Here is an 18,287-nt window from a genome sequence, read left to right as displayed (position 1 = left end):
TTGATAATGAGGGTTATTGTATCCTTTGTTGGTAATTCAGCTACATTACTCATTTTTCTATTCTCTCCATTTAGACTTGGACATCACGTACAACGAAACTGTAGTAAACATAAGTTCCGGATTTTTCTTTGACTTGAATTGTCATTTCAGATAATCTGTTTACGAATTCCCTGTATTCAGCAAGGTTTACGTTGCGGACAATGTTGGATTTACCTACTGAACCTGCATTTTCCAATTCAAGAACGGATGTGATAAAGTCAAATAGCACGCTTCCTTTCCTGATGTTTTTGTGAAGGTCTCCATCGTTTTTGAGGTTGACATTGATTTCAACATACAATTTTTCATCATCTTTGAAAATGAATAGTTAACTGAAGACATTTCAGGTCTGCCGGTGATGAGAGTTCCATCTTCAAAGTCTTTTAATTCTGCTTTTTCATATCCTTCTGGAATTTCTACAATTTCTTCGTAATCTAATTGTGTACCTGTAAATATGGTTTGTTTATCATTAAAACTCATTTTAACATTCTCCTAAATAAAATATTAAAGAGGATTTAGTTTGCATCCTCTTTTAAAAATTTTGACTGGTTTTGTGTTACCAGTTTTTCAGCTGACATTTCTTCAGCACTAACTTCTCCAGCTCCTATTAGCTCAGCTATTGCACGGTTGGTTGCACGTGTTTTAGCGGTAGACATTATAGTGTGGTCTGAAACTTTATCTTTGCCTCTTTCACTTCTGGAGCATAGTGCATCAGATTCAACACTACGGCCGTTTGGTAATGTTGCTCTAACGCAATAGTAAGCTTCACGCACTCTTCCCATTTTTGTTCTTTCAATGTCACGATCAACAATATGGGTGTCAACATTGAATGCACGTGATAGCTTTTGCCATGCTGATTTTTTCTTAAAGTGTCTTTTCACTTTAACGTAGTTTCCATCTTCATCTTTCTCTTTAACGATTATTTCTTGATAATCTGATTCATTTAATAATCCTTTACAAAGTTTTTGATATGCGTCCCATTGTTCAATAGCTATATCAACATTAGGAACGTTGTCAACATTTATTAATCCAGTTTCTTTAGATTCTTCTGGATTTTCTATAAGTTCAGCTTTAACCATTTAATCACCTTTATATTCCTACAGTAGCTGTTGCAATTCCAATCCATCCTATTACTATGGCGAATATTATGCTTCCAATCCAAATCAATCTTGGATTAACATCCATGGGGTCTTCTTTAGGATATAATCTGGCGGGCTTAGACATTTTTACCAGCACCTTTACTTTTCCTAAATCCAACAATGAATGCTTCGCCTCTACGGAACTTTATTAATCCAATATCTCCTTTTGAAGCATAGTGCATTAATGACAATAATTTAGCATGAATTTGTGCGACATATGCCTTTTCTCTACCCATAACCAGTACGGTTTCATTGTCATCAATGTGTAGGATAACTTGTTCCACATCACCTTTGGCAACCTTAATCTCACCGTTGTGAGTGAGTATGCCATGGTAGTTGTCTTCGAATTGGTTAACTTCAGAATCTGTGTTAATTTTAGGATATGGTGAATAGGCATTCATTCTATTCACCTTTCTTTTCAATTTTATCAAATACTTCCAATATTTTTTCCCATGCATCTTTTGGGACTAAAACATAGGATTTTCCATTAATTGTTTGTTCTATCATGTTTTGGTCAACTCTTAATGATATTTTATATTTAATTCGTCAGTCTTCAGGATTAATTATAATACTTCATTATTTTTCAATCCCGTCTCTAATTCTTCAATTTCATACAAATCAAAGAATTCCTGTCTGCTGCTGATATTTCCTTTTTCACATATTTCAACAATGGTTTCATTAAGTTCATTGAAACTCATTGGCGGACATATGCTTTCTTTTAGCAACGGTTTGCTTATCCATTTTCTTAGTTCGTACATGTTTTGGTCAACTCTTTTAACTTCTCATTGCTCTTTTTTTTGAACAAGTCATTGAAGATTATTAATGGTCTGGTTTCATACATAATCTGTGAACATGAAATAAATATCATAAGGATAATCCTTAAAAATAATTTTTCAACATCCACAATCAATGTTTCAGCTATGTTGGTTAAAAGTAATATGTGAATTAATAAAAAAAGAATAAAAAATTAAATTTTATCAAAATAAACCCAAATAATTTAAGTAAAATAAATATGGTCTCATCTATGTGGAAATGTTTATATATTTATTGGAATAAATTGATTAATTGGGTTAAGTTTTGAATTGTATTAATTTTTAAACATGTTTTGGTCGACTCGTTTAACTTTTTTTATTTTTCATTACTAACCCCATAACTTATGTTTATAGACTTCTATTTTTTTAAATTTTAATTCACTCTCCTGTAGATATTATTTTTTTGTGAAATGATCTTTACTTAAAAAAATTTTTTTCACAATGAGAACAATTTTTCAAGGTGAGGTCAATTTTATTAAGTGAGGGCAATTAGTACTTTTGTTTTTTGAATATATAAACCTTTTCCTTTCTATTTATTGAATAATATTCATTTTAAAAGAAGTTAGCATGTTAAATTGTACACCCTAAAAAAATAAACACCGATATTTTTCAAATCGGTGTTTAGCAAAAAAAATAAAATTTAGTAGATTGTATAAAATAGTAGTCAATCATATTCGATTGCTTTTAAGAAGTGCTTTAATATTGTCAATGTCGCCTCTTAAATCATCTATTTCATCTTTTAATACTTTGTTCTCATTTTCAAGTTCAGCAAACTCTGGAGAATATCTGTCATACTCTTTAACCTCTGACAATATTAATACTCCGTCCATAGCGTTGATATATTTATCTAAAAGGACTTCCTCATCTGCAAAGAAGTAAACATCATTAACAGAACCGTTACTTTTTCCTTGCATAACATTAATAGAATATATGTCCATTCCTGCTTTCTCAAGACTGCTTGCATGGAACTTACGTAGTATATGTCCTCTTAAACGGTTATATCCTTTAACGCCATTATCCGGATTATCTCCAATTGTTCCCAATCCTAGCGCATCATTCAGTTGCTGGAATTTAATGCTGAAGTGTTGTTCTGAAATTTTAAATAATGGATCGGATGGTTTTAATGTTCTATGTTTCTTGTTCGGATTATATCTAAGTTTTTCATTACGGTATTCAAGGTAATGAATCATAAATCTGGTGGCTTCATCGCTGTTGAATGTTATGAAGAATTTGTTTGTTTTTTTCCTTCTGCTGTGCCAGATAGGTATTATTTCCCCTTCAAATTCTTTCATCTTTTTAATTGCAGTTTTCAAATCTTTGCTATGGTGGTATCTGCTAGTTGCATCTATGAAATCTTGTATGGTTAGACTTCTGGCATCGATTTTACTCATGCCGCTGCTAGCTAAAAATAATATCAATGCTTGCATCAGTGGATCTGCAATCTCTACAGCTTCACGCAATATTTCTTTTGTTGGAAGGTCACTTGTTTGGATTGGACTTCTAACTTTTGCATTTTTATCGTTGAATCTTGGCAATTTATGAATTTCAATTTCATGGTGGTGGTAGAAGATTTTAACCAGTTTTAAATAGTGTTTTGCTGAATTGATGGTCATGTTGTCTTTGCAGTAGTTCATGTAGCTGATGAGTCTTGTTTTTATGGTCCTGTTTTTCCATCTTATTTTTTCTTCTTCTTCGTTTTCTGCTTCTTCTATTAGTTCTAACAAGGATTTTCCTTGGAAGTTTGTGTAATGTCTTAAAACATTTTTAAAACCTAGATAAGAGGCATTGGATAATCCTCTACTCTCTGCCATATTCTTAATTATTATTTCGTCTGATTCTCTCATTTTGGTCAACTCGTTATAAGTTAGTTATAACATATTTTTATATTTTAGTTATACTATAAATTGTCCTAGAGAGCATTTGGTAAGTATTGGAATTTTCATACCGAAAAGTATATAGTTACTATATGAAAATAAATATAGTTACCAAAGGTAAGTTTAAAGATAATTCATATATTTACCAAATTATTGCGGAAAATGAGGTGACAAAAATTCCCTCAAAATTGGCGGTAAGTGTATGAAAATACGCACGCTTACTAAAAGTAAGTTTATTAAGGAGGTAAATTACTTGGCATTTAAAGATTATTTTAAATTTAACAAAGATAAAACCACATTTATTTTCATTGGTGGAAAAGGAGGAGTTGGAAAAACTTCCATATCCTCTGCAACTGCATTATGGCTGGCTGAACAGGGCAAAAAAACTTTGATTGTATCAACTGACCCTGCACATTCTCTGTCCGATTCACTCGAAGTTCCTATTGGAAACTATCCTCGTGAAATCAAAACAAATTTATTCGCTGTTGAAATCGATCCTGAAGTAGCAATGGCTCAAAAGCAAGCACAACTTGAAGCGGAAAAGGCAGCTAATCCTGATTCTGATGGTGGTCTATTGGGCATGGACTTTTTAACTGATCAATTGGACATGGCATCATCTTCACCGGGAGCTGATGAGGCAGCGGCGTTTGAAATGTTTATGGGTGTTATGAATTCCGATGAATTTGACGTTGTAGTGTTCGATACCGCACCAACAGGACACACATTGAGATTATTGTCATTCCCTGAAGTAATGGATTCATGGGTAGGTAAAATGATGATGCTTAAGGCAAAATTGGGTGGTGCCACTAATGCACTTAAAAAAATCATGCCGTTTATGGATGCGGTTGATGACCCTCAAACATCTGAAGATTTGCAAAGAACAAAAGAGCAAATCGACAAGGCAAAAGAAGTATTGTCCGATCCTGACAGAACAACATTTAAAATGGTTGTAATTCCTGAAGAAATGTCAATTTATGAATCAGAAAGAGCTCTAGAAGCATTGGGCAAATATGACATTACTGTTGACAGCGTTATTGTTAATCAGGTAATGCCTGATATCTGTGACTGTGATTTCTGCCATTCAAGACACAAATTACAGCAAAAACGTTTGGCTTTAATCGACCAAAAATTCCCGGACCAGCACATTGCAGAAGTTCCTTTATTCAAGGATGAAGTTAAAGGCCAGGAAAAATTATTGAAATTAGCTCACATTCTCTATGATGATGAAGACAACGATGAAGTTGTCCAGGAAGCTATTCAGCTTTAAAAATAAAATAAGTTAAAATAAATTAATTATTTTAACTTCAATCTTTTTTTTCTTCAAAAAACCATCCTAAGCCCATTGCAATGATAAATATGACTACAAGCAACAATCCGTCAATTGCAGGCTTATTGCCGGTAAAGTCACCATAAACAGAATTTATAAGATATGCTGCAAAAATAACTATTCCCAGAATGCAGAATATCCTAGACAGTTTTTCATTTTCATATTTTGCACTGTATTTTGAGAACAATGACATTATTATGACTATTATCGCCAGAACCAACAGGAAAATAAATATGAATGAATATTCAAGCATTGTGGATACGCATATCAAAAGCAATATTGTTGCGGCTATCAAAAATATTGTTTCAGTCCTGTTCATCAAATCCCCTGCCTAGTCCGTGGATGGTAATTGCAAAGATTATAAACAGCATCAGCAGTGACATTGACGCATTTAGCTGTTTGTCGAACATTATCAGGACAAATTCATATATGATGCATATGGCGAATACGATGTCAAGTATTTTGATTGTTCTTGGCTGCTTTTTAAAAGAATCAATAATTTTCATTTTAATTTCCCCTCCAGCTTTCATCCCAATATTTTGCAGGAACGTTTATAGGGGTCCATGTTTCATCACTGAAATAGTTATAAGTTTCAGCTTTTGTCAGTTTCCTTGTTTGTCCGTTACTAATATATATTGCGTTATTTCTATTTAAACTGAGGTCTTTATTGATTTCAACTTCAATGTAATCGTATCCGCCCTTATTGTTTGGAATATTGTATATTTTTTTGTTTTGGTTGTATCCTGGCCGTGTAAATGTGACGGTGTCCATTAATTTATACCAGTCCCCATCATCAAAATATTCGTCCCTGATCTCTACACCAGTTTGCTGTATAAAAACCATGGTTCCTAAAATGCTCAAACAGGCTTTTGTGATTCCTTTAAGGACCTTTCCTCCCAGAAACGATAAGGTCTTATATGCCATTTTGCTCATTGGATGAATTTGATTTAACAATTCTGCTAGTTTTGATTCTGCTGGCGAAAACAGGTTTAATGCATTATTGATTCCTGAAATGATGTCATTAGGTATTGTTCCAACACTGCAGCAATCACAGGCAGTAGCTATTGAAGCACCTTTGTAGGTAGCATTGTTGTGTGAATGGATAAGACTAACGATTCCGTTTGTGGTATTGGCGATGATTGCTGAAGAGCTTCCGTCCTCAGCAAATATGTACATCATATCCCCCATTATTGCAATGCTGGTTTTGCTGTTGTGTATGGCATTGTACATGTTATCCTGTGAATTTGTCGTAAAATTCCAAAATCGTGTTGCAACTTCTTCCAGACTGTATTCCTCTAAATTAGGAAGCTGAAGGGAATTCATAAACCTGAATGAGACAACATTGTCTGCACTTCCTTTGACTCCCATTCCCATATCCGCATTCAAAATGTCCAAATATGTGTCTTCAAGATTTATTCCTCCCAGAATTGTTACAGTATGATCTCTTTTCCAGCTGACATCAAATTTGGATGCATATTCATCAGCCAGCTTATCGGCAAGCCAGACCGTTTCAAGGCTTGCAAGGTGCATTCCATAAACATTCATCACACCAAACCTGTCTAAATAGAGCTTATTTTTTCCCACCCATGATTTCAATATGTCTTTGGTGATCTTTTCATTAATGATGGAATATGCCTGCAGCACTTCAAAGCCCAAAGTTCTCCTGTATTTTTCACCAAGGCCATAACTGATAGTTTCCTGCTTTACAAGATTTTCCTTTCCGTTTATCTCAAATTTGGTAATTATATTCTCTTTTGATGGATATCCTGCAATACTGTTTCCAAAGTAGCTGAATGTCACTGGAGTATTCGTGTTTGTAAATCGTATTGTGCCGGTATTGTGTTTTGTTATTTCATCATAGCTTTTGTAGTTGAAATCATAAATCGTTTTTTGATAAAATTTCCCTAAGCTATATTTTAAGCCCAGTTCATCATAGCTGTGAGTATAAAATGTCACTGTTGCAGTAATTTTATCATTTTGCATGTATTTCAATGTTTCGCTATGTTCAGGGCCTTTATCTGCATAAAATCCGAAAATTTCCACATTATCATTGGTGTTTGACAGGTAATCTATTTGCGTAAAACCGTTTGCTCTTGAAATGATTATCCCGCTGCCCTTCAGGTTACTTCTGTTTTTATCGCTTTTCACCTCACTTCCATCAAATGGTATCAGATGACTTTTATATCCTATCACCGTGGAATTTGTGCCACTTATTTTCGTATTTGAAAACAGATAGCTTTTATCACCAATCTTTATGGCAAAAATCTCATTTTTTGGCATTTTTATAATTCCGTTTAATCCGGTTTTCACAGAGTAGACAGAGTTTTCAGCTACATGGGTCCAGGTCACATTAACGTAGTCCGGAATTAAAGTTGTGTGCATAAATTTTGTAGCTCTGATTACTTTATTCACGGTTATTTTGTTTTTGCAGGTCAGTCCGCCATATTGTATCGTTACAGTGTATTTTCCAGAATTCAAACGGACGTTTAGCCTTGCAATTCCATTTTTGTCCGTTGTTTTGGTGTAGGTTTTGCCGTTCAGTTTTATTGTAACTTTTTTGTTGGGCGAAGCCTTGCCGTTGCTGTTTAGAACTTTAACATTCAATTTTGCCTTTTTGTCTTCAGTCAATGTCAAATCTTTAGTTTCAATAAGTGATTTTACCGTAACAGTTTTCGTCACTGATTCGGTAGTTTTTGGATTGGTTAGCAAAATGCTGTATTTTCCGGGTTTCAAGTCAATGGCCAACTTTGCAATACCTTTAGAATTTGTTTTAACAGAGTAGATTTTCTTATCCAGTTTGAATTTGACGGCATTGTTTTTCAGAGGCTTTCCCTTTTTGTCATAAAATGTGGATGGGTATTTTGCACTGTTTTTATAGTATTTTGAAAAGTCACTGCACTTTATGGTGCTTTTAATCGTCACTGTGCTTTTTACAGTCGCACCTTCAAATTCACCGTTTTCCCTGCAAATGCTTAAAACATTGTAGGTCCCGCTTTTATAATTGAGATTTATTGATGCCTTTCCCGTCTTGTCCGTTGTTTTTGTGAATGTTTGGCCATTAATTTGAATTTGTATTTTTGCATTTGCAATCACTTTCTTTTTGTACTTCAGCGTTGCCGTAAATTTGCTTCCGTCATTATAATTCATTTTAACGTCGGGTGCTGTCAATGTGACCTTTTTCCTTTCGACTTCTTGCGTTTCTCCTAATTTTTCTATATTTTTCGTTTCGCTGTTTTCAACATTAACGGTACTTAAATCTTTTTGATAATCTGGTTGGATCTGTTGCAATGTTTCATTTTCACTGTCCGCTGCACTAACGGCCGAAATTAAAAATAGCAATATGAAAATAAAACATATGGTGTTTGTTTTTTTATTCATAATATCTACCTTAAATGTTAATTTTTTCAATTTAAATTAACACTTAAAGTATGTATTATGGGATATATGAACTTTAATTTTAAAATTAAATGGTAAATGACTTTTAAAATAACTTTTAAGAGTAATTATTTCTAATATATGACAATAATGCACATATAAGTAAATTCACTCTGGGCAATATCCTTCAAAGTTGCCTCGACAATTTTCTCATCAGGATAGCTCAGGCGCTCACACACGACAACCCTTCGGTCAGCCTCAACGCCATTGTCAAGCAGAAACTGTGCCATGTCCTTCACTTTTCTTGATGGAAGGGCAATTGTCACTTTTCCGTTGTTGATGACCGGCAGGATATCTTCTATGTTTTCCCTTCCGTGAAATGTCATTACATTTGCATTGTCCCACTGAATGTGGCATTTTGCTGCGGCCAGCTGAAGTGAGCTGATTCCCGGTACGACTTCAATATTCTCTTTTGGAAAGTCCAGTTCATCTGATAATCTTAAGACAGTATTCAAAACTCCTGAAAAGCCAGGGTCTCCTGTAGATAATATTGAAACGACATTGCCGTCACAGGCCAGCTGAACTCCCTGCCTTAAGGTATCCAATAGTTCCTTGACATTGAATGCAATAGTGTTCTTCACATCATCAAAAAGGTCGATTGCACGTGTACTTCCAACAGTATAATCACTGGCTTTAACGGTATCAATAGCTTTTTTGGTTAGATATTCGCTTGAACCTGGGCCAATTCCAACAATATAAATTTTTCCGGTCATTTTAATCATTTATTTCTAATTTTTCTTTAAACGTATTTTTCAAGTCAGCTCTTACCTCATCTGAGTAAGAATGTTCATCATCGTTTTGCAGCGTAAACATGGCTAGTTCATAGATGATTCTGTTCATGGATTTGCCGTATTCGGTCAGATAATACTCTGTTGTAACTGGAGTGGTATTCAAAACTTCCTTTCTAATTAATCCATTTTCCTCCAATTCCTTAAGGCAATTGGATAATACCTTATTGGACAATTTTGGTTTATCCTCTTTAAACTCTTTGAAATGCTTTTTGCCAAAGAACATGTCCCTTATAATTTGGATGCTCCATTTTTTGTTAATCAGGTTTAGAGTCTTATCAACCGGACAGACTATTTTTTCACTATCCATAGTCATATTTTGATTAAATTATTATATATTAGTTACTTTTCAGTTACCGGGTTTCCTAAAGGTTACAAAAATCATTTAAATACTAAAATTCAATTATTATTAACGAATTGGAGGTGATTGAATGGACAGGCAGGAACAGTTGGATTTTTTAATTGGTTATTTGATTGGCGAGAGAAATGAAGCTATTGAAATTCCCCAAAACTATCATGATAAAAGAAATTTGCTTCGTGCACTGATGAATGTAAGGATGCCTTCTGAAGTGTCTGATGAATTTTTGAAAGTTCAGGATGATTTTTTAACACAGGAAACATTGAATAAGGATCTGACTTCAGTTGAGGATATTGGGGAGGTCAACGGAAAGATAATGCTTTGGCAAGGTGATATAACAACCTTAAAGGTCGACGGTATTGTAAATGCCGCAAATTCAAAATTACTGGGATGCTTTGTTCCCCTTCACAACTGCATTGACAATGTGATTCACTCAGCTTCAGGACTTCAGCTGAGGGAGGAGTGCAATAGAATCATGGAAATGCAGGACGGGGATGAGGAAGTTGGAAAGGCCAAAATCACCTCTGCATATAATCTTCCTTCAAAATATGTGATACATACTGTTGGTCCTGCAATCCCTCAAGGCTTAAAACCTTCTAAAAATGATTGTGAATCATTGGTTAATTGCTACAGGTCCTGTCTTGAAATTGCAACCTCAAATAATCTGGAATCATTAGCTTTCTGCTGCATATCAACAGGAGTATTTAATTTTCCACAGAAACTGGCTGCAGAAATTGCAGTCAGGACAGTTAAGGATTATTTGGATTTGAATGAAACAACATTGAAAAATGTGATTTTTGATGTTTTTTCGGATGATGACTATTTGATATATAAAAATTTATTATTCTAATGGGGGGTGTTAATGTGGACCGTTTTGTACAAAGATTGGATAAGGCTTACAAGGCTATTGAAGATGCAGATTATATTTTAATTGGTGCGGGAGCAGGATTTTCAGCCGCAGCAGGTTTGGAATATTCCGGCAAGCGTTTCGATGACAATTTTCAGGATTTCATTGAAAAGTATGGGGTGCAGGACATGTATTCCGCCACATTCTATCCTTATGAAACCCAGGAGGAAAAATGGGCTCACTGGGCACGTCATGTCTATGTAAACAGATATTCTGTTGGAAAAACAAAATTATATGGACAATTGTTGGAATTGGTTAGGGATAAGGATTATTTTGTTCTGACAACAAATGTGGAGCACCAGTTCTGGATAAATGGATTTGAAGATGAGAGAATTTTTGCAACTCAGGGCGATTATGGGCTTATGCAATGTGAAAAGGCATGTCATGATAAGCTGTATTCAAATGAGGAATTGGTTTTTGAAGCTATTGAAAAGACTGAAGACTGTAAGATTCCAACTGAACTGGTTCCGGTCTGTCCGGTGTGCGGCGGAAATATGGAAATCAATGTCAGAAAGGACAATTTCTTTGTTGAGGATGAAAATTGGCATCAGATGAGCAGAAGATATTCTGAATTTTTAGAACATGTTGATGAAACCAAAAACATAGTATTTTTGGAGTTGGGTGTTGGATTCAACACTCCGGTCATTATCAGATATCCGTTTGAGCAGATGACATTTGACAATCCCAACACTACATTAATAAGGCTGAACAGGGATTATCCTCAACCGATACCACAAAATAAGGATAAGACAATAAGTTTTGATGAAGAGATTTCAGAAATTTTTGACTATTGGCTTTCAAGAGTTTAAATTCTCTATTTCCCTTTTTAAGAATGCGTATATTGATTCTGCACCGACCAAATCGCCGGGATCGGCCCACTCTGAAGGGAATAGAATAAACGGTTTTGTCTGGTCTCCGCCCAAACCGCCATGAGACCCGATAAGCTCTTCAAATGCACACACTTCATCGAATTTTGCATCATAAAAGCTGTTCACTAAAATATCGGGCATATTCTTGAAGGAATTTTGTCTTTTCAGGTGTCTGGCAGCATTAACGCCAAAGTCTTTAAGTGGATTTTCACCGACAATCCTATCGCTGTCCAAATAGTAAATTCCATTCTGACCGATGACCATTCCTCCATTGGTTATTGAATTGACTAAAATGAAACCGATTCCTGAATGTTTTACAAGGCCTGGAATTAAATCCGGAAATAGCATCACAATTTCTTCGTAGCTTAATCTCTCGCTCCATTGGGTTAAATATATCAGCCCCATATTTCCTGAACCTAAAACAATCAGTTCGGAGTCTTTTGCTTTTTTAGTACTTTGCGGTGTACTTTCATAGCCTTTAATGTAGTCCAAGCTATTAGAGTATCTGTCTTTTAGATTTTTGTATTTGTCATTTTCAAAAATCAGTGCTGGTTTTCTTTTTTCAACTTGATCTTTTATGTCCTGAAGCGATTTTAAATCTTCAAACAGGTCATCATGAATGTCTCCAAACTTGTTTTTAAGGCGTCTGATCTGCAGGTTTTCAGGAATTACCGCATCTCTGAAGTGGTCAATATTGTATTCTGTCTTAAACACCATCAAATCATCCGGAAGCAATTTCCTAACATAATTTCCCAATGTTATTCCATATCTCTGCTTGAAGGTTGCTCCTTTTGACTGCCCATGGTCTGATAAGACCACTATTTTATAGTCTCTGTCGCTCATTTCAATTGCTGAAGTTATTTTTGCGAATTGTGCGTCAATCCTTTTCAAGGCTCCCCAAACATCATTGTCCTCAACTCCGGAGTGGTGTGCGATTTCATCATAGCCCATGTATGTTGCATAGGCGGTATCAATATTTCCTGCAAGTATTTCACTTGTCAGGACGTCTGTTGTCACCTCTCTTAAAACCACATTAGCTCCTGCCCTGACGGCGGCATAAACTATTGTTCTTCTAAGTCTTGGCCGTATATTTTTCAGATAATGAACGGTCTGTGAGGAAAGCTCCAGAATGATGTCCCATAAAAACAGTATGAACAGTCTTTGAAAATTGTAGGCATCTAAAAATGCCGCATTCAATGTCTTGTTGTATATTTTTGATAATCCTCCAAGCTTTGATGATGTCAATGTTGGAATTTTACTGTCTCCTGAAAACATGTTTGCAATGCTTATTCCGTTTACAAGCAATCCTTTGCCGTTGCTTATTCTTTTTTCAACTAATGGGGCATCACTCAATTTTCCGGAAACCACAAGCTGATTGTTATTTTCCTTTTCAATCCATCTGTATGCGACAATGTCCTGATTGTTTCCATGAAGAATTCCTGCCTGGCTCGCACCTGTCTGTGAGGACAGGTCTGTTTCCCAGCATTTCATGGTATGGGTTCCCTCATCCAGCCATTTTTTAATATTCGGCATCACGCCTTTATCGATGGCTTTTTTGAGTATGTTTATTGAAAGGCCGTCAATTTCAAGCATTATCACTCCTGAATATATTTTTTTGTAGGGGGTCTTCTGTTCCAATGCATACTTTAGGATGTTTTTGATGTAATTGTCGTAGTAGTTGGTGTTTGTAATGTTTGCCATTAGGGTTGTCGCTATTGCCATTACAATCGGGACCTGAAGGACTCCATAGATTCCTGCTGAAACTCCAGGAATGAAATATGATGCGATATAAAAGATAATCGAGTTTATAAAAAGAGATCCGATTCCAAAGGTAAATATGATGATTTTCATTAAGAAACGTCTGAATATCGGCCATAAAAGAGCATTTGCAATTGCAACGGCTATTACAATAATTACTGCATTATACCATGGGCCAACGGTAAAGTCGGTACTGATATAGTCCACCAAATATACTGCCAAAATGTTGGCTAATACAAAAAGTAATGTTGTAATTATTGTCCTTAAAGAGGAAATCAATCTGTTTTTTATCATTCTATCATGATTTTTCTTCTTTTAGTGGTTTTCAATGTTATTATTGTAATTTCTGGTTTACAATTGATTCTAATCCTAAATGAATTTGTTCCAAGGCCCTTGCTGGTATATTGAAGCATATCTCCAACTTTATAAAGTCCGACAGGATATTTTGTTGAGTTCGGTCCCCTGAATGGTGTTGTTTCAACTCCTGGAATTATAAATTGCCCTCCATGGGAATGGCCTGAAATCTGAAGGTCAAATAATCCTGTTTGTGATGATTCTTGTGCAAAATCGGGTTCATGGGCAAGCAAAATACTTGGAATGTTTTTAGGCATTTTGGTTATGACCTTATCCAAATTGTCGGCACAGACTGTATAGCTGTCAACGCCGCAAAGGTTTATGCAGTCCCCATTTTTTTTAAGGGTAACAACATCATTGCTTAAGTCAATGATATCTGCGTTTTTAAAGATTTCTCTAACTCTATCAGCATTCATCCAATGGTCATGATTTCCTAAAACTCCGTATTTTCCATCTCTTGCCTTCAATTTTTTAAGGGATTTTTCCAGGGATTTGTCATAGTCATCGAGATTATATGAAAAGTAATCTCCTGTCAATGTGATTAAATCAAAATTCAATGTATTTACATAGTCTATAAGTTCATCCAAATACTCCGGATTAATCCACTGGCCTAAATGAATGTCAGTTAAATTCAAAATCTTATAATTGCTGAAGTTCCAGCCTAAATTGTTAAGTGCAATGTCTATGTCAACCAAATCAATATGGTTTTCACTAAAATGTTTTTCAGGCAGTGAATATGTCATCGCATCCTGGATTCCCTGGCGAACTTTCATAGCTGGGGGTCGTTCAATGTCTTCATCCTTCATCAAATATACATTATTTCTGAAACTATTTATAATTTTAATAACATACATTAAGATGTTATTAGATGAAAAGTGATTATTATGCTTCAAATTGCAGTTTGTGGAAAACCGAATGTTGGAAAATCATCTTTTTTCAATTCAGCAACAGCATCTACCGTAGAAATGGCAAATTATCCATTCACAACAATAGATGCGAATAAGGCAGTTGCTCATGTAATTAAGGATTGTCCATGTAAAGAATTGGGTGTTACATGCAATCCTCACAATTCAATCTGTATTGATGGAAAAAGATTGCTTCCAATTGAATTGATAGATGTTGCAGGATTGGTTCCTGGAGCACATGAAGGAAAAGGATTAGGTAATAAGTTTTTAGATGATTTAATGCAGGCTAAAGTATTCATTAATGTTATTGATGCTTCCGGATCAACTGACCTTGAAGGAAACCCTGTTGATGCTGGCAGTCATGATCCTCTTGAAGACTTGGATTTTCTTGAAAATGAAATCGTAATGTGGATGTATGGAATATTGTCAAAAAATTGGGTGAGGCTTGTAAGAAAGATAGGTGCGGAACACCTGGACATTGCAAAAGTATTGTTTGACCAATTGTCAGGTACCGGAATAGCTATTGAAGATATTATAGAAGCAAAAAGAACTATAGAACCTGATTTCAATAAATGGGAAGAGGAAGATTTGATTGAACTTACCCGCAATATCCTGCATATTGCAAAGCCTATGATGATTATTGCAAACAAGGCAGACCTGCCTACCTCAGAAGAAAACATTAAAAGAATAAAGGAAAAGTATCCGAATGTTATCCCAACTTCTGCAGGCTCTGAGCTGGCGCTTGTAAATGCTGCCAAAAGCGGTTTAATCAGCTATATGCCTGGTGATGATCATTTTGAAATATTGAAGCCTGAAGAGCTGTCTGAAGCACAGAAAAAAGGTTTGGAATATATTCAAACCAATATTTTGGACAGGTATGGAAGTACAGGAATTCAGGACGTATTGAATTACGGCGTTTTTGACCTGCTCGACCAGATTGTCGTGTATCCTGTTCAGGATGAAAACAAATACACAGACCAAAAGGGAAATGTTCTTCCTGATGGAATACTGCTTAAAAGAGGTTCAAATCCACGTCAGTTAGCTTATCTTGTCCACACTGATATTGGAGATAATTTTATGCATGCTGTTGACGCAAGATCAAAAATGCGCATAGCCAGTGACTATGAGCTTAAAGACGGTGACATCATAAGCATCATTACAAGAGGATAACTCCTCTACTTTTTTTTATTTTTTTAGATTTTTATGCCTAAGTTAACTCGAGATTTAAGCCCAGAAGAATTTAAGGAATACTATTTTTTAAAGGAGGAATTGAAGGATTTCTGCAGAGCTGAAGGTTTAAGAATAGGAGGTTCCAAAGAGGATTTGGAAAATAGGATTGTTCATTATCTTGCTACTGGTGAAGAGTTAAAGCAAAGCGGTGTTAAAAGGATTCAGACGGTTTCTTCATCTGAAATCAGTTTGGATTCAAAATTGGGTGAAAACTTCAAATGCAGTGAAGATAAAAGAGCATTTTTTGAGGAAAAAATTGGTAAAGGCTTTAAATTTAAAGTTAAATTTCAAAAGTGGCTGAAAGCAAATCCCGATAAAACATATGGGGATGCAATTGATGCATATTTTAAAATTCAAGGTTCCGGTGAGAAAACCAAAATAGGCAAGCAATTTCAATACAATCAGTACATAAGGGATTTCTTTGAAAACAATAATGATAAGTCATTGGATGATGCAATTAAATGTTGGAAATACAAAAAAAGCCTTAAAGGCCATAATAAATATGAAGAAAGCGATTTGGAGGTGTTAATGTGAAAAAAGTTAAAATTACTGTCATGAGAAAAGTCAGACATGATGATTTGATTGAAAAATATGAAAATCCGTTGGAACATGAATGTGATGTCGAAGAGGGACAGGTATTCATTGCAAACGGCTGGGAAAAACCGGAAGGATTCTGTGACAGTGCCTGGGAAAGTTTATCTGCTTTCGTAATGGGATTGGCTAATGGGGCGGAAGATTTCTATGGCGGTTGGATGAAAAATAAAAAATCTGCGATGATATCCTGCAATGATGGTTTCAGGCCTGTAAGCTTTCTTTTGGAAACAATGGAAGAAGATGCAGAATAACTTTAAAAATTTACTTAAACAGATAGTATGGTTCAATTAATGGATAAAATTATTAATTTTTTTAAAAAAGAAATTATATTTTCAATATCATTAATATTTGCAATCATTTCTTGTTTTTTTATCCAACCAACTACTAATTATTTGAATTATATTAATTGGGATACGATCTTATTGCTTTTAGTGATAATGATTGTTGTGGAGATTTTAAAGAACCTATCAGTTTTTGAGATGTTGGTTCGCAAGCTATTAACCAAGATTTCCAATGCCCGTCAGTTAGTTATGGTTCTGGTATTTACTTGCTTTTTAAGTTCAATATTCATAACAAATGATGTTTCGTTAATTATATTCGTACCGTTTTCAATTTTGGCTTTAAAGAAAGTTAACCGTTCTGATTTAATAATATTAACCGTTTGTCTGCAGACAATTGCGGCTAATGTTGGTTGCATGGTTCTTCCAATTGGGGCTCCGCATAATATCGTGATGTTTACAGTGTCTCATATTCCATTTGAATCATTTTTCCTAATACTTTTACCCTATATTCTTGTTTCAATGATATTTTTGGTTATTTTGTTATTTTTCATTCCGAGAGATGCAATTACTTTGCCTGAGATGTCAAAAATCAGTGTCAGTATGGAAAATTTCCTTAAAAGGGTTTTTTCAGGTGTTGATTATTTTTTACTTTTAACTTTCATTGCTCTTTTTATTCTAATAGGCAACCTTGAAAACATTCCTTTTTTCAATTCATTATTCAGGCAGTTTATCACAGGAAATGAGGTTTTATGGGGAATTGTAGCATCTCAGGTGATTTCAAATGTTCCTGCGGCAATTCTTCTCAGCGGTTTCAGCACAAATTACGAAGCAATTATTGTCGGAATTAACATTGGAGGTTTCGGTACTCTCATTGCGTCAATGGCCAATTTAATCTCATATAAAATTCTTGTTCGAGAATGCGATGAATTCAAGGTAAGGTATTTGGTCATATTCACTGTTTTGAATGTTATTTTGCTTGTTGTCCTTGTGGGTGTCAATGTATTGATTTAGAAAATTTAATTATGTTTTTTGATATATACTTAATTGAGGGTATTATGAAAGCTACAGAATTATTGGGAGAAATTAGAGAAAATTTAAAAGATTATCCTATTGATTATCTTAGAAATAAGGTTACTGATGATAGGTATAAGGATGTTACTGTTAAAAAATTGGCTAAATACAATTCGGATACTTGGGATGAAATATTTTCACTGGATATTGATGAAGATTATGACATTAAGGACGGTGTTGTTAACAATATCAAGGAGGATATTGACTTTTATTTTGACAATTATGCCGGAGGAGATATTGAAACAAGGGAATTCACTAAATACATTTCTCTTTATTTGGCATTAATTGGCAAAAAGCCATTGCATCCATTTGGAGACAATCCGTCAAAAGATGATGTGTTTTTGGAAAATGGTGAATATAAGTGCAGAGGCAGGATAGTTTACATTAAGGATGAAAAGTCATTATGCAGATACTGTGTCTGCAAAAATGCAGGTTATTCTTTCGGATTTCACTGAATTCAACATTAACGGTTGGGATTTCAGAAAACCTGTTAATTTCATTTGAGGATATATATCCCTGACCTATTCTTATTTTAATTTTTCAATACTT

The 18,287-nt window shown here is 34.8% G+C and carries 22 protein-coding genes; 8 read left to right on the top strand and 14 right to left on the bottom strand.

What is annotated here, in order from left to right:
* Nucleotides 1–70: 70 nt before the first annotated feature.
* The 7 genes from QZU83_RS06680 to QZU83_RS06650 form a co-directional block, all read right to left on the bottom strand.
* Nucleotides 71–235: a hypothetical protein gene (locus tag QZU83_RS06680; RefSeq protein WP_295610691.1), complete on the bottom strand. Its 165-nt coding sequence runs from the start codon at nucleotides 233–235 to the stop codon at nucleotides 71–73.
* The gene (locus tag QZU83_RS06675) at nucleotides 214–516 is read right to left on the bottom strand and encodes a hypothetical protein (RefSeq protein ID WP_295610689.1); all 303 of its coding nucleotides are present in this window, start codon (nucleotides 514–516) and stop codon (nucleotides 214–216) included. Before QZU83_RS06675 ends, QZU83_RS06680 begins: the two co-directional genes overlap by 22 nt.
* Before the next feature lie 35 nt (nucleotides 517–551).
* Complete coding sequence (locus QZU83_RS06670; protein ID WP_295610688.1) at nucleotides 552–1,115, bottom strand: hypothetical protein; 564 nt, start codon at nucleotides 1,113–1,115, stop codon at nucleotides 552–554.
* A 10-nt stretch (nucleotides 1,116–1,125) separates the two neighbouring features.
* Nucleotides 1,126–1,260 carry a hypothetical protein gene (locus tag QZU83_RS06665; protein WP_295610686.1) on the bottom strand — a complete coding sequence of 45 codons (135 nt, stop codon included), beginning with the start codon at nucleotides 1,258–1,260 and terminating at the stop codon, nucleotides 1,126–1,128.
* Nucleotides 1,253–1,576, bottom strand: coding sequence for a hypothetical protein (locus QZU83_RS06660; RefSeq protein WP_295610685.1), 324 nt, complete (start codon nucleotides 1,574–1,576; stop codon nucleotides 1,253–1,255). The genes QZU83_RS06665 and QZU83_RS06660 overlap by 8 nt, the downstream gene beginning before the upstream one ends.
* Nucleotides 1,577–1,738: 162 nt before the next feature.
* Nucleotides 1,739–1,933 (bottom strand): hypothetical protein, encoded by a 195-nt coding sequence (locus QZU83_RS06655; protein ID WP_295610683.1) that lies wholly within the window; start codon nucleotides 1,931–1,933, stop codon nucleotides 1,739–1,741.
* 722 nt (nucleotides 1,934–2,655) lie between these two features.
* Nucleotides 2,656–3,831, bottom strand: coding sequence for a tyrosine-type recombinase/integrase (locus QZU83_RS06650; protein WP_295610682.1), 1,176 nt, complete (start codon nucleotides 3,829–3,831; stop codon nucleotides 2,656–2,658).
* Nucleotides 3,832–4,063: 232 nt separating this feature from the next.
* On the opposite strand from QZU83_RS06650, the gene QZU83_RS06645 reads away from it, so the two are divergent.
* Entirely contained in the window at nucleotides 4,064–5,128 is a 1,065-nt protein-coding gene (locus tag QZU83_RS06645; protein WP_295610680.1) for an ArsA family ATPase, read from the top strand.
* A gap of 37 nt (nucleotides 5,129–5,165) precedes the next feature.
* On the opposite strand, the gene QZU83_RS06640 is transcribed toward QZU83_RS06645, so the two are convergent.
* The 5 genes from QZU83_RS06640 to QZU83_RS06620 all read right to left on the bottom strand — a co-directional run bounded on the left by QZU83_RS06640 (nucleotide 5,166) and on the right by QZU83_RS06620 (nucleotide 9,721).
* Nucleotides 5,166–5,507: a hypothetical protein gene (locus tag QZU83_RS06640; RefSeq protein ID WP_295610679.1), complete on the bottom strand. Its 342-nt coding sequence runs from the start codon at nucleotides 5,505–5,507 to the stop codon at nucleotides 5,166–5,168.
* On the bottom strand, nucleotides 5,494–5,694 hold the full coding sequence (locus QZU83_RS06635) for a hypothetical protein (RefSeq protein ID WP_295610677.1): 201 nt from the start codon (nucleotides 5,692–5,694) through the stop codon (nucleotides 5,494–5,496). The genes QZU83_RS06640 and QZU83_RS06635 overlap by 14 nt, the downstream gene beginning before the upstream one ends.
* A 1-nt stretch (nucleotide 5,695) precedes the next feature.
* Nucleotides 5,696–8,566, bottom strand: a complete 2,871-nt coding sequence (locus QZU83_RS06630) for a carboxypeptidase-like regulatory domain-containing protein (RefSeq protein WP_295610676.1) — start codon at nucleotides 8,564–8,566, stop codon at nucleotides 5,696–5,698.
* Nucleotides 8,567–8,697: 131 nt separating this feature from the next.
* A complete protein-coding gene (locus tag QZU83_RS06625; RefSeq protein ID WP_295610674.1) occupies nucleotides 8,698–9,336 on the bottom strand; it encodes a cobalt-precorrin-7 (C(5))-methyltransferase in 639 nt (212 codons plus the stop codon).
* A gap of 1 nt (nucleotide 9,337) precedes the next feature.
* On the bottom strand, nucleotides 9,338–9,721 hold the full coding sequence (locus tag QZU83_RS06620; protein WP_295610673.1) for a helix-turn-helix domain-containing protein: 384 nt from the start codon (nucleotides 9,719–9,721) through the stop codon (nucleotides 9,338–9,340).
* A 121-nt stretch (nucleotides 9,722–9,842) separates the two neighbouring features.
* On the opposite strand from QZU83_RS06620, the gene QZU83_RS06615 reads away from it, so the two are divergent.
* Together QZU83_RS06615 and QZU83_RS06610 are read left to right on the top strand one after the other, a co-directional pair.
* On the top strand, nucleotides 9,843–10,619 hold the full coding sequence (locus QZU83_RS06615) for a protein-ADP-ribose hydrolase (RefSeq protein WP_295610671.1): 777 nt from the start codon (nucleotides 9,843–9,845) through the stop codon (nucleotides 10,617–10,619).
* A 14-nt stretch (nucleotides 10,620–10,633) separates the two neighbouring features.
* Nucleotides 10,634–11,485, top strand: a complete 852-nt coding sequence (locus QZU83_RS06610) for a hypothetical protein (RefSeq protein ID WP_295610670.1) — start codon at nucleotides 10,634–10,636, stop codon at nucleotides 11,483–11,485.
* Here the strand turns inward: QZU83_RS06610 and QZU83_RS06605 are convergent.
* Together QZU83_RS06605 and QZU83_RS06600 are read right to left on the bottom strand one after the other, a co-directional pair.
* Nucleotides 11,474–13,597: a phage holin family protein gene (locus tag QZU83_RS06605; protein ID WP_295610668.1), complete on the bottom strand. Its 2,124-nt coding sequence runs from the start codon at nucleotides 13,595–13,597 to the stop codon at nucleotides 11,474–11,476. The genes QZU83_RS06610 and QZU83_RS06605 overlap by 12 nt on opposite strands.
* Entirely contained in the window at nucleotides 13,594–14,463 is an 870-nt protein-coding gene (locus tag QZU83_RS06600; protein WP_295610666.1) for a metallophosphoesterase, read from the bottom strand. The genes QZU83_RS06605 and QZU83_RS06600 overlap by 4 nt, the downstream gene beginning before the upstream one ends.
* Before the next feature lie 78 nt (nucleotides 14,464–14,541).
* Between QZU83_RS06600 and QZU83_RS06595 the strand changes: the two genes are divergently transcribed.
* The 5 genes from QZU83_RS06595 to QZU83_RS06575 are packed head-to-tail and all read left to right on the top strand — an operon-like array spanning nucleotide 14,542 to nucleotide 18,193.
* Complete coding sequence (locus tag QZU83_RS06595) at nucleotides 14,542–15,732, top strand: redox-regulated ATPase YchF (protein WP_295610664.1); 1,191 nt, start codon at nucleotides 14,542–14,544, stop codon at nucleotides 15,730–15,732.
* 33 nt (nucleotides 15,733–15,765) lie between these two features.
* Nucleotides 15,766–16,326, top strand: coding sequence for a DUF6434 domain-containing protein (locus QZU83_RS06590; protein ID WP_295610662.1), 561 nt, complete (start codon nucleotides 15,766–15,768; stop codon nucleotides 16,324–16,326).
* The gene (locus QZU83_RS06585; RefSeq protein ID WP_295610660.1) at nucleotides 16,323–16,637 is read left to right on the top strand and encodes a TIGR04076 family protein; all 315 of its coding nucleotides are present in this window, start codon (nucleotides 16,323–16,325) and stop codon (nucleotides 16,635–16,637) included. Before QZU83_RS06590 ends, QZU83_RS06585 begins: the two co-directional genes overlap by 4 nt.
* 27 nt (nucleotides 16,638–16,664) lie before the next feature.
* The gene (locus QZU83_RS06580) at nucleotides 16,665–17,678 is read left to right on the top strand and encodes an SLC13 family permease (protein WP_366925382.1); all 1,014 of its coding nucleotides are present in this window, start codon (nucleotides 16,665–16,667) and stop codon (nucleotides 17,676–17,678) included.
* Nucleotides 17,679–17,722: 44 nt separating this feature from the next.
* Nucleotides 17,723–18,193: a DUF2115 family protein gene (locus tag QZU83_RS06575; protein ID WP_295610657.1), complete on the top strand. Its 471-nt coding sequence runs from the start codon at nucleotides 17,723–17,725 to the stop codon at nucleotides 18,191–18,193.
* Nucleotides 18,194–18,287 lie beyond the last annotated feature (94 nt).

The organism is uncultured Methanobrevibacter sp., from assembly GCF_902771435.1.
Classification (GTDB): domain Archaea; phylum Methanobacteriota; class Methanobacteria; order Methanobacteriales; family Methanobacteriaceae; genus Methanocatella.
Note: the sequence above shows the minus strand (reverse complement) of the source record. Positions and strands in the feature narration are given on the sequence as shown.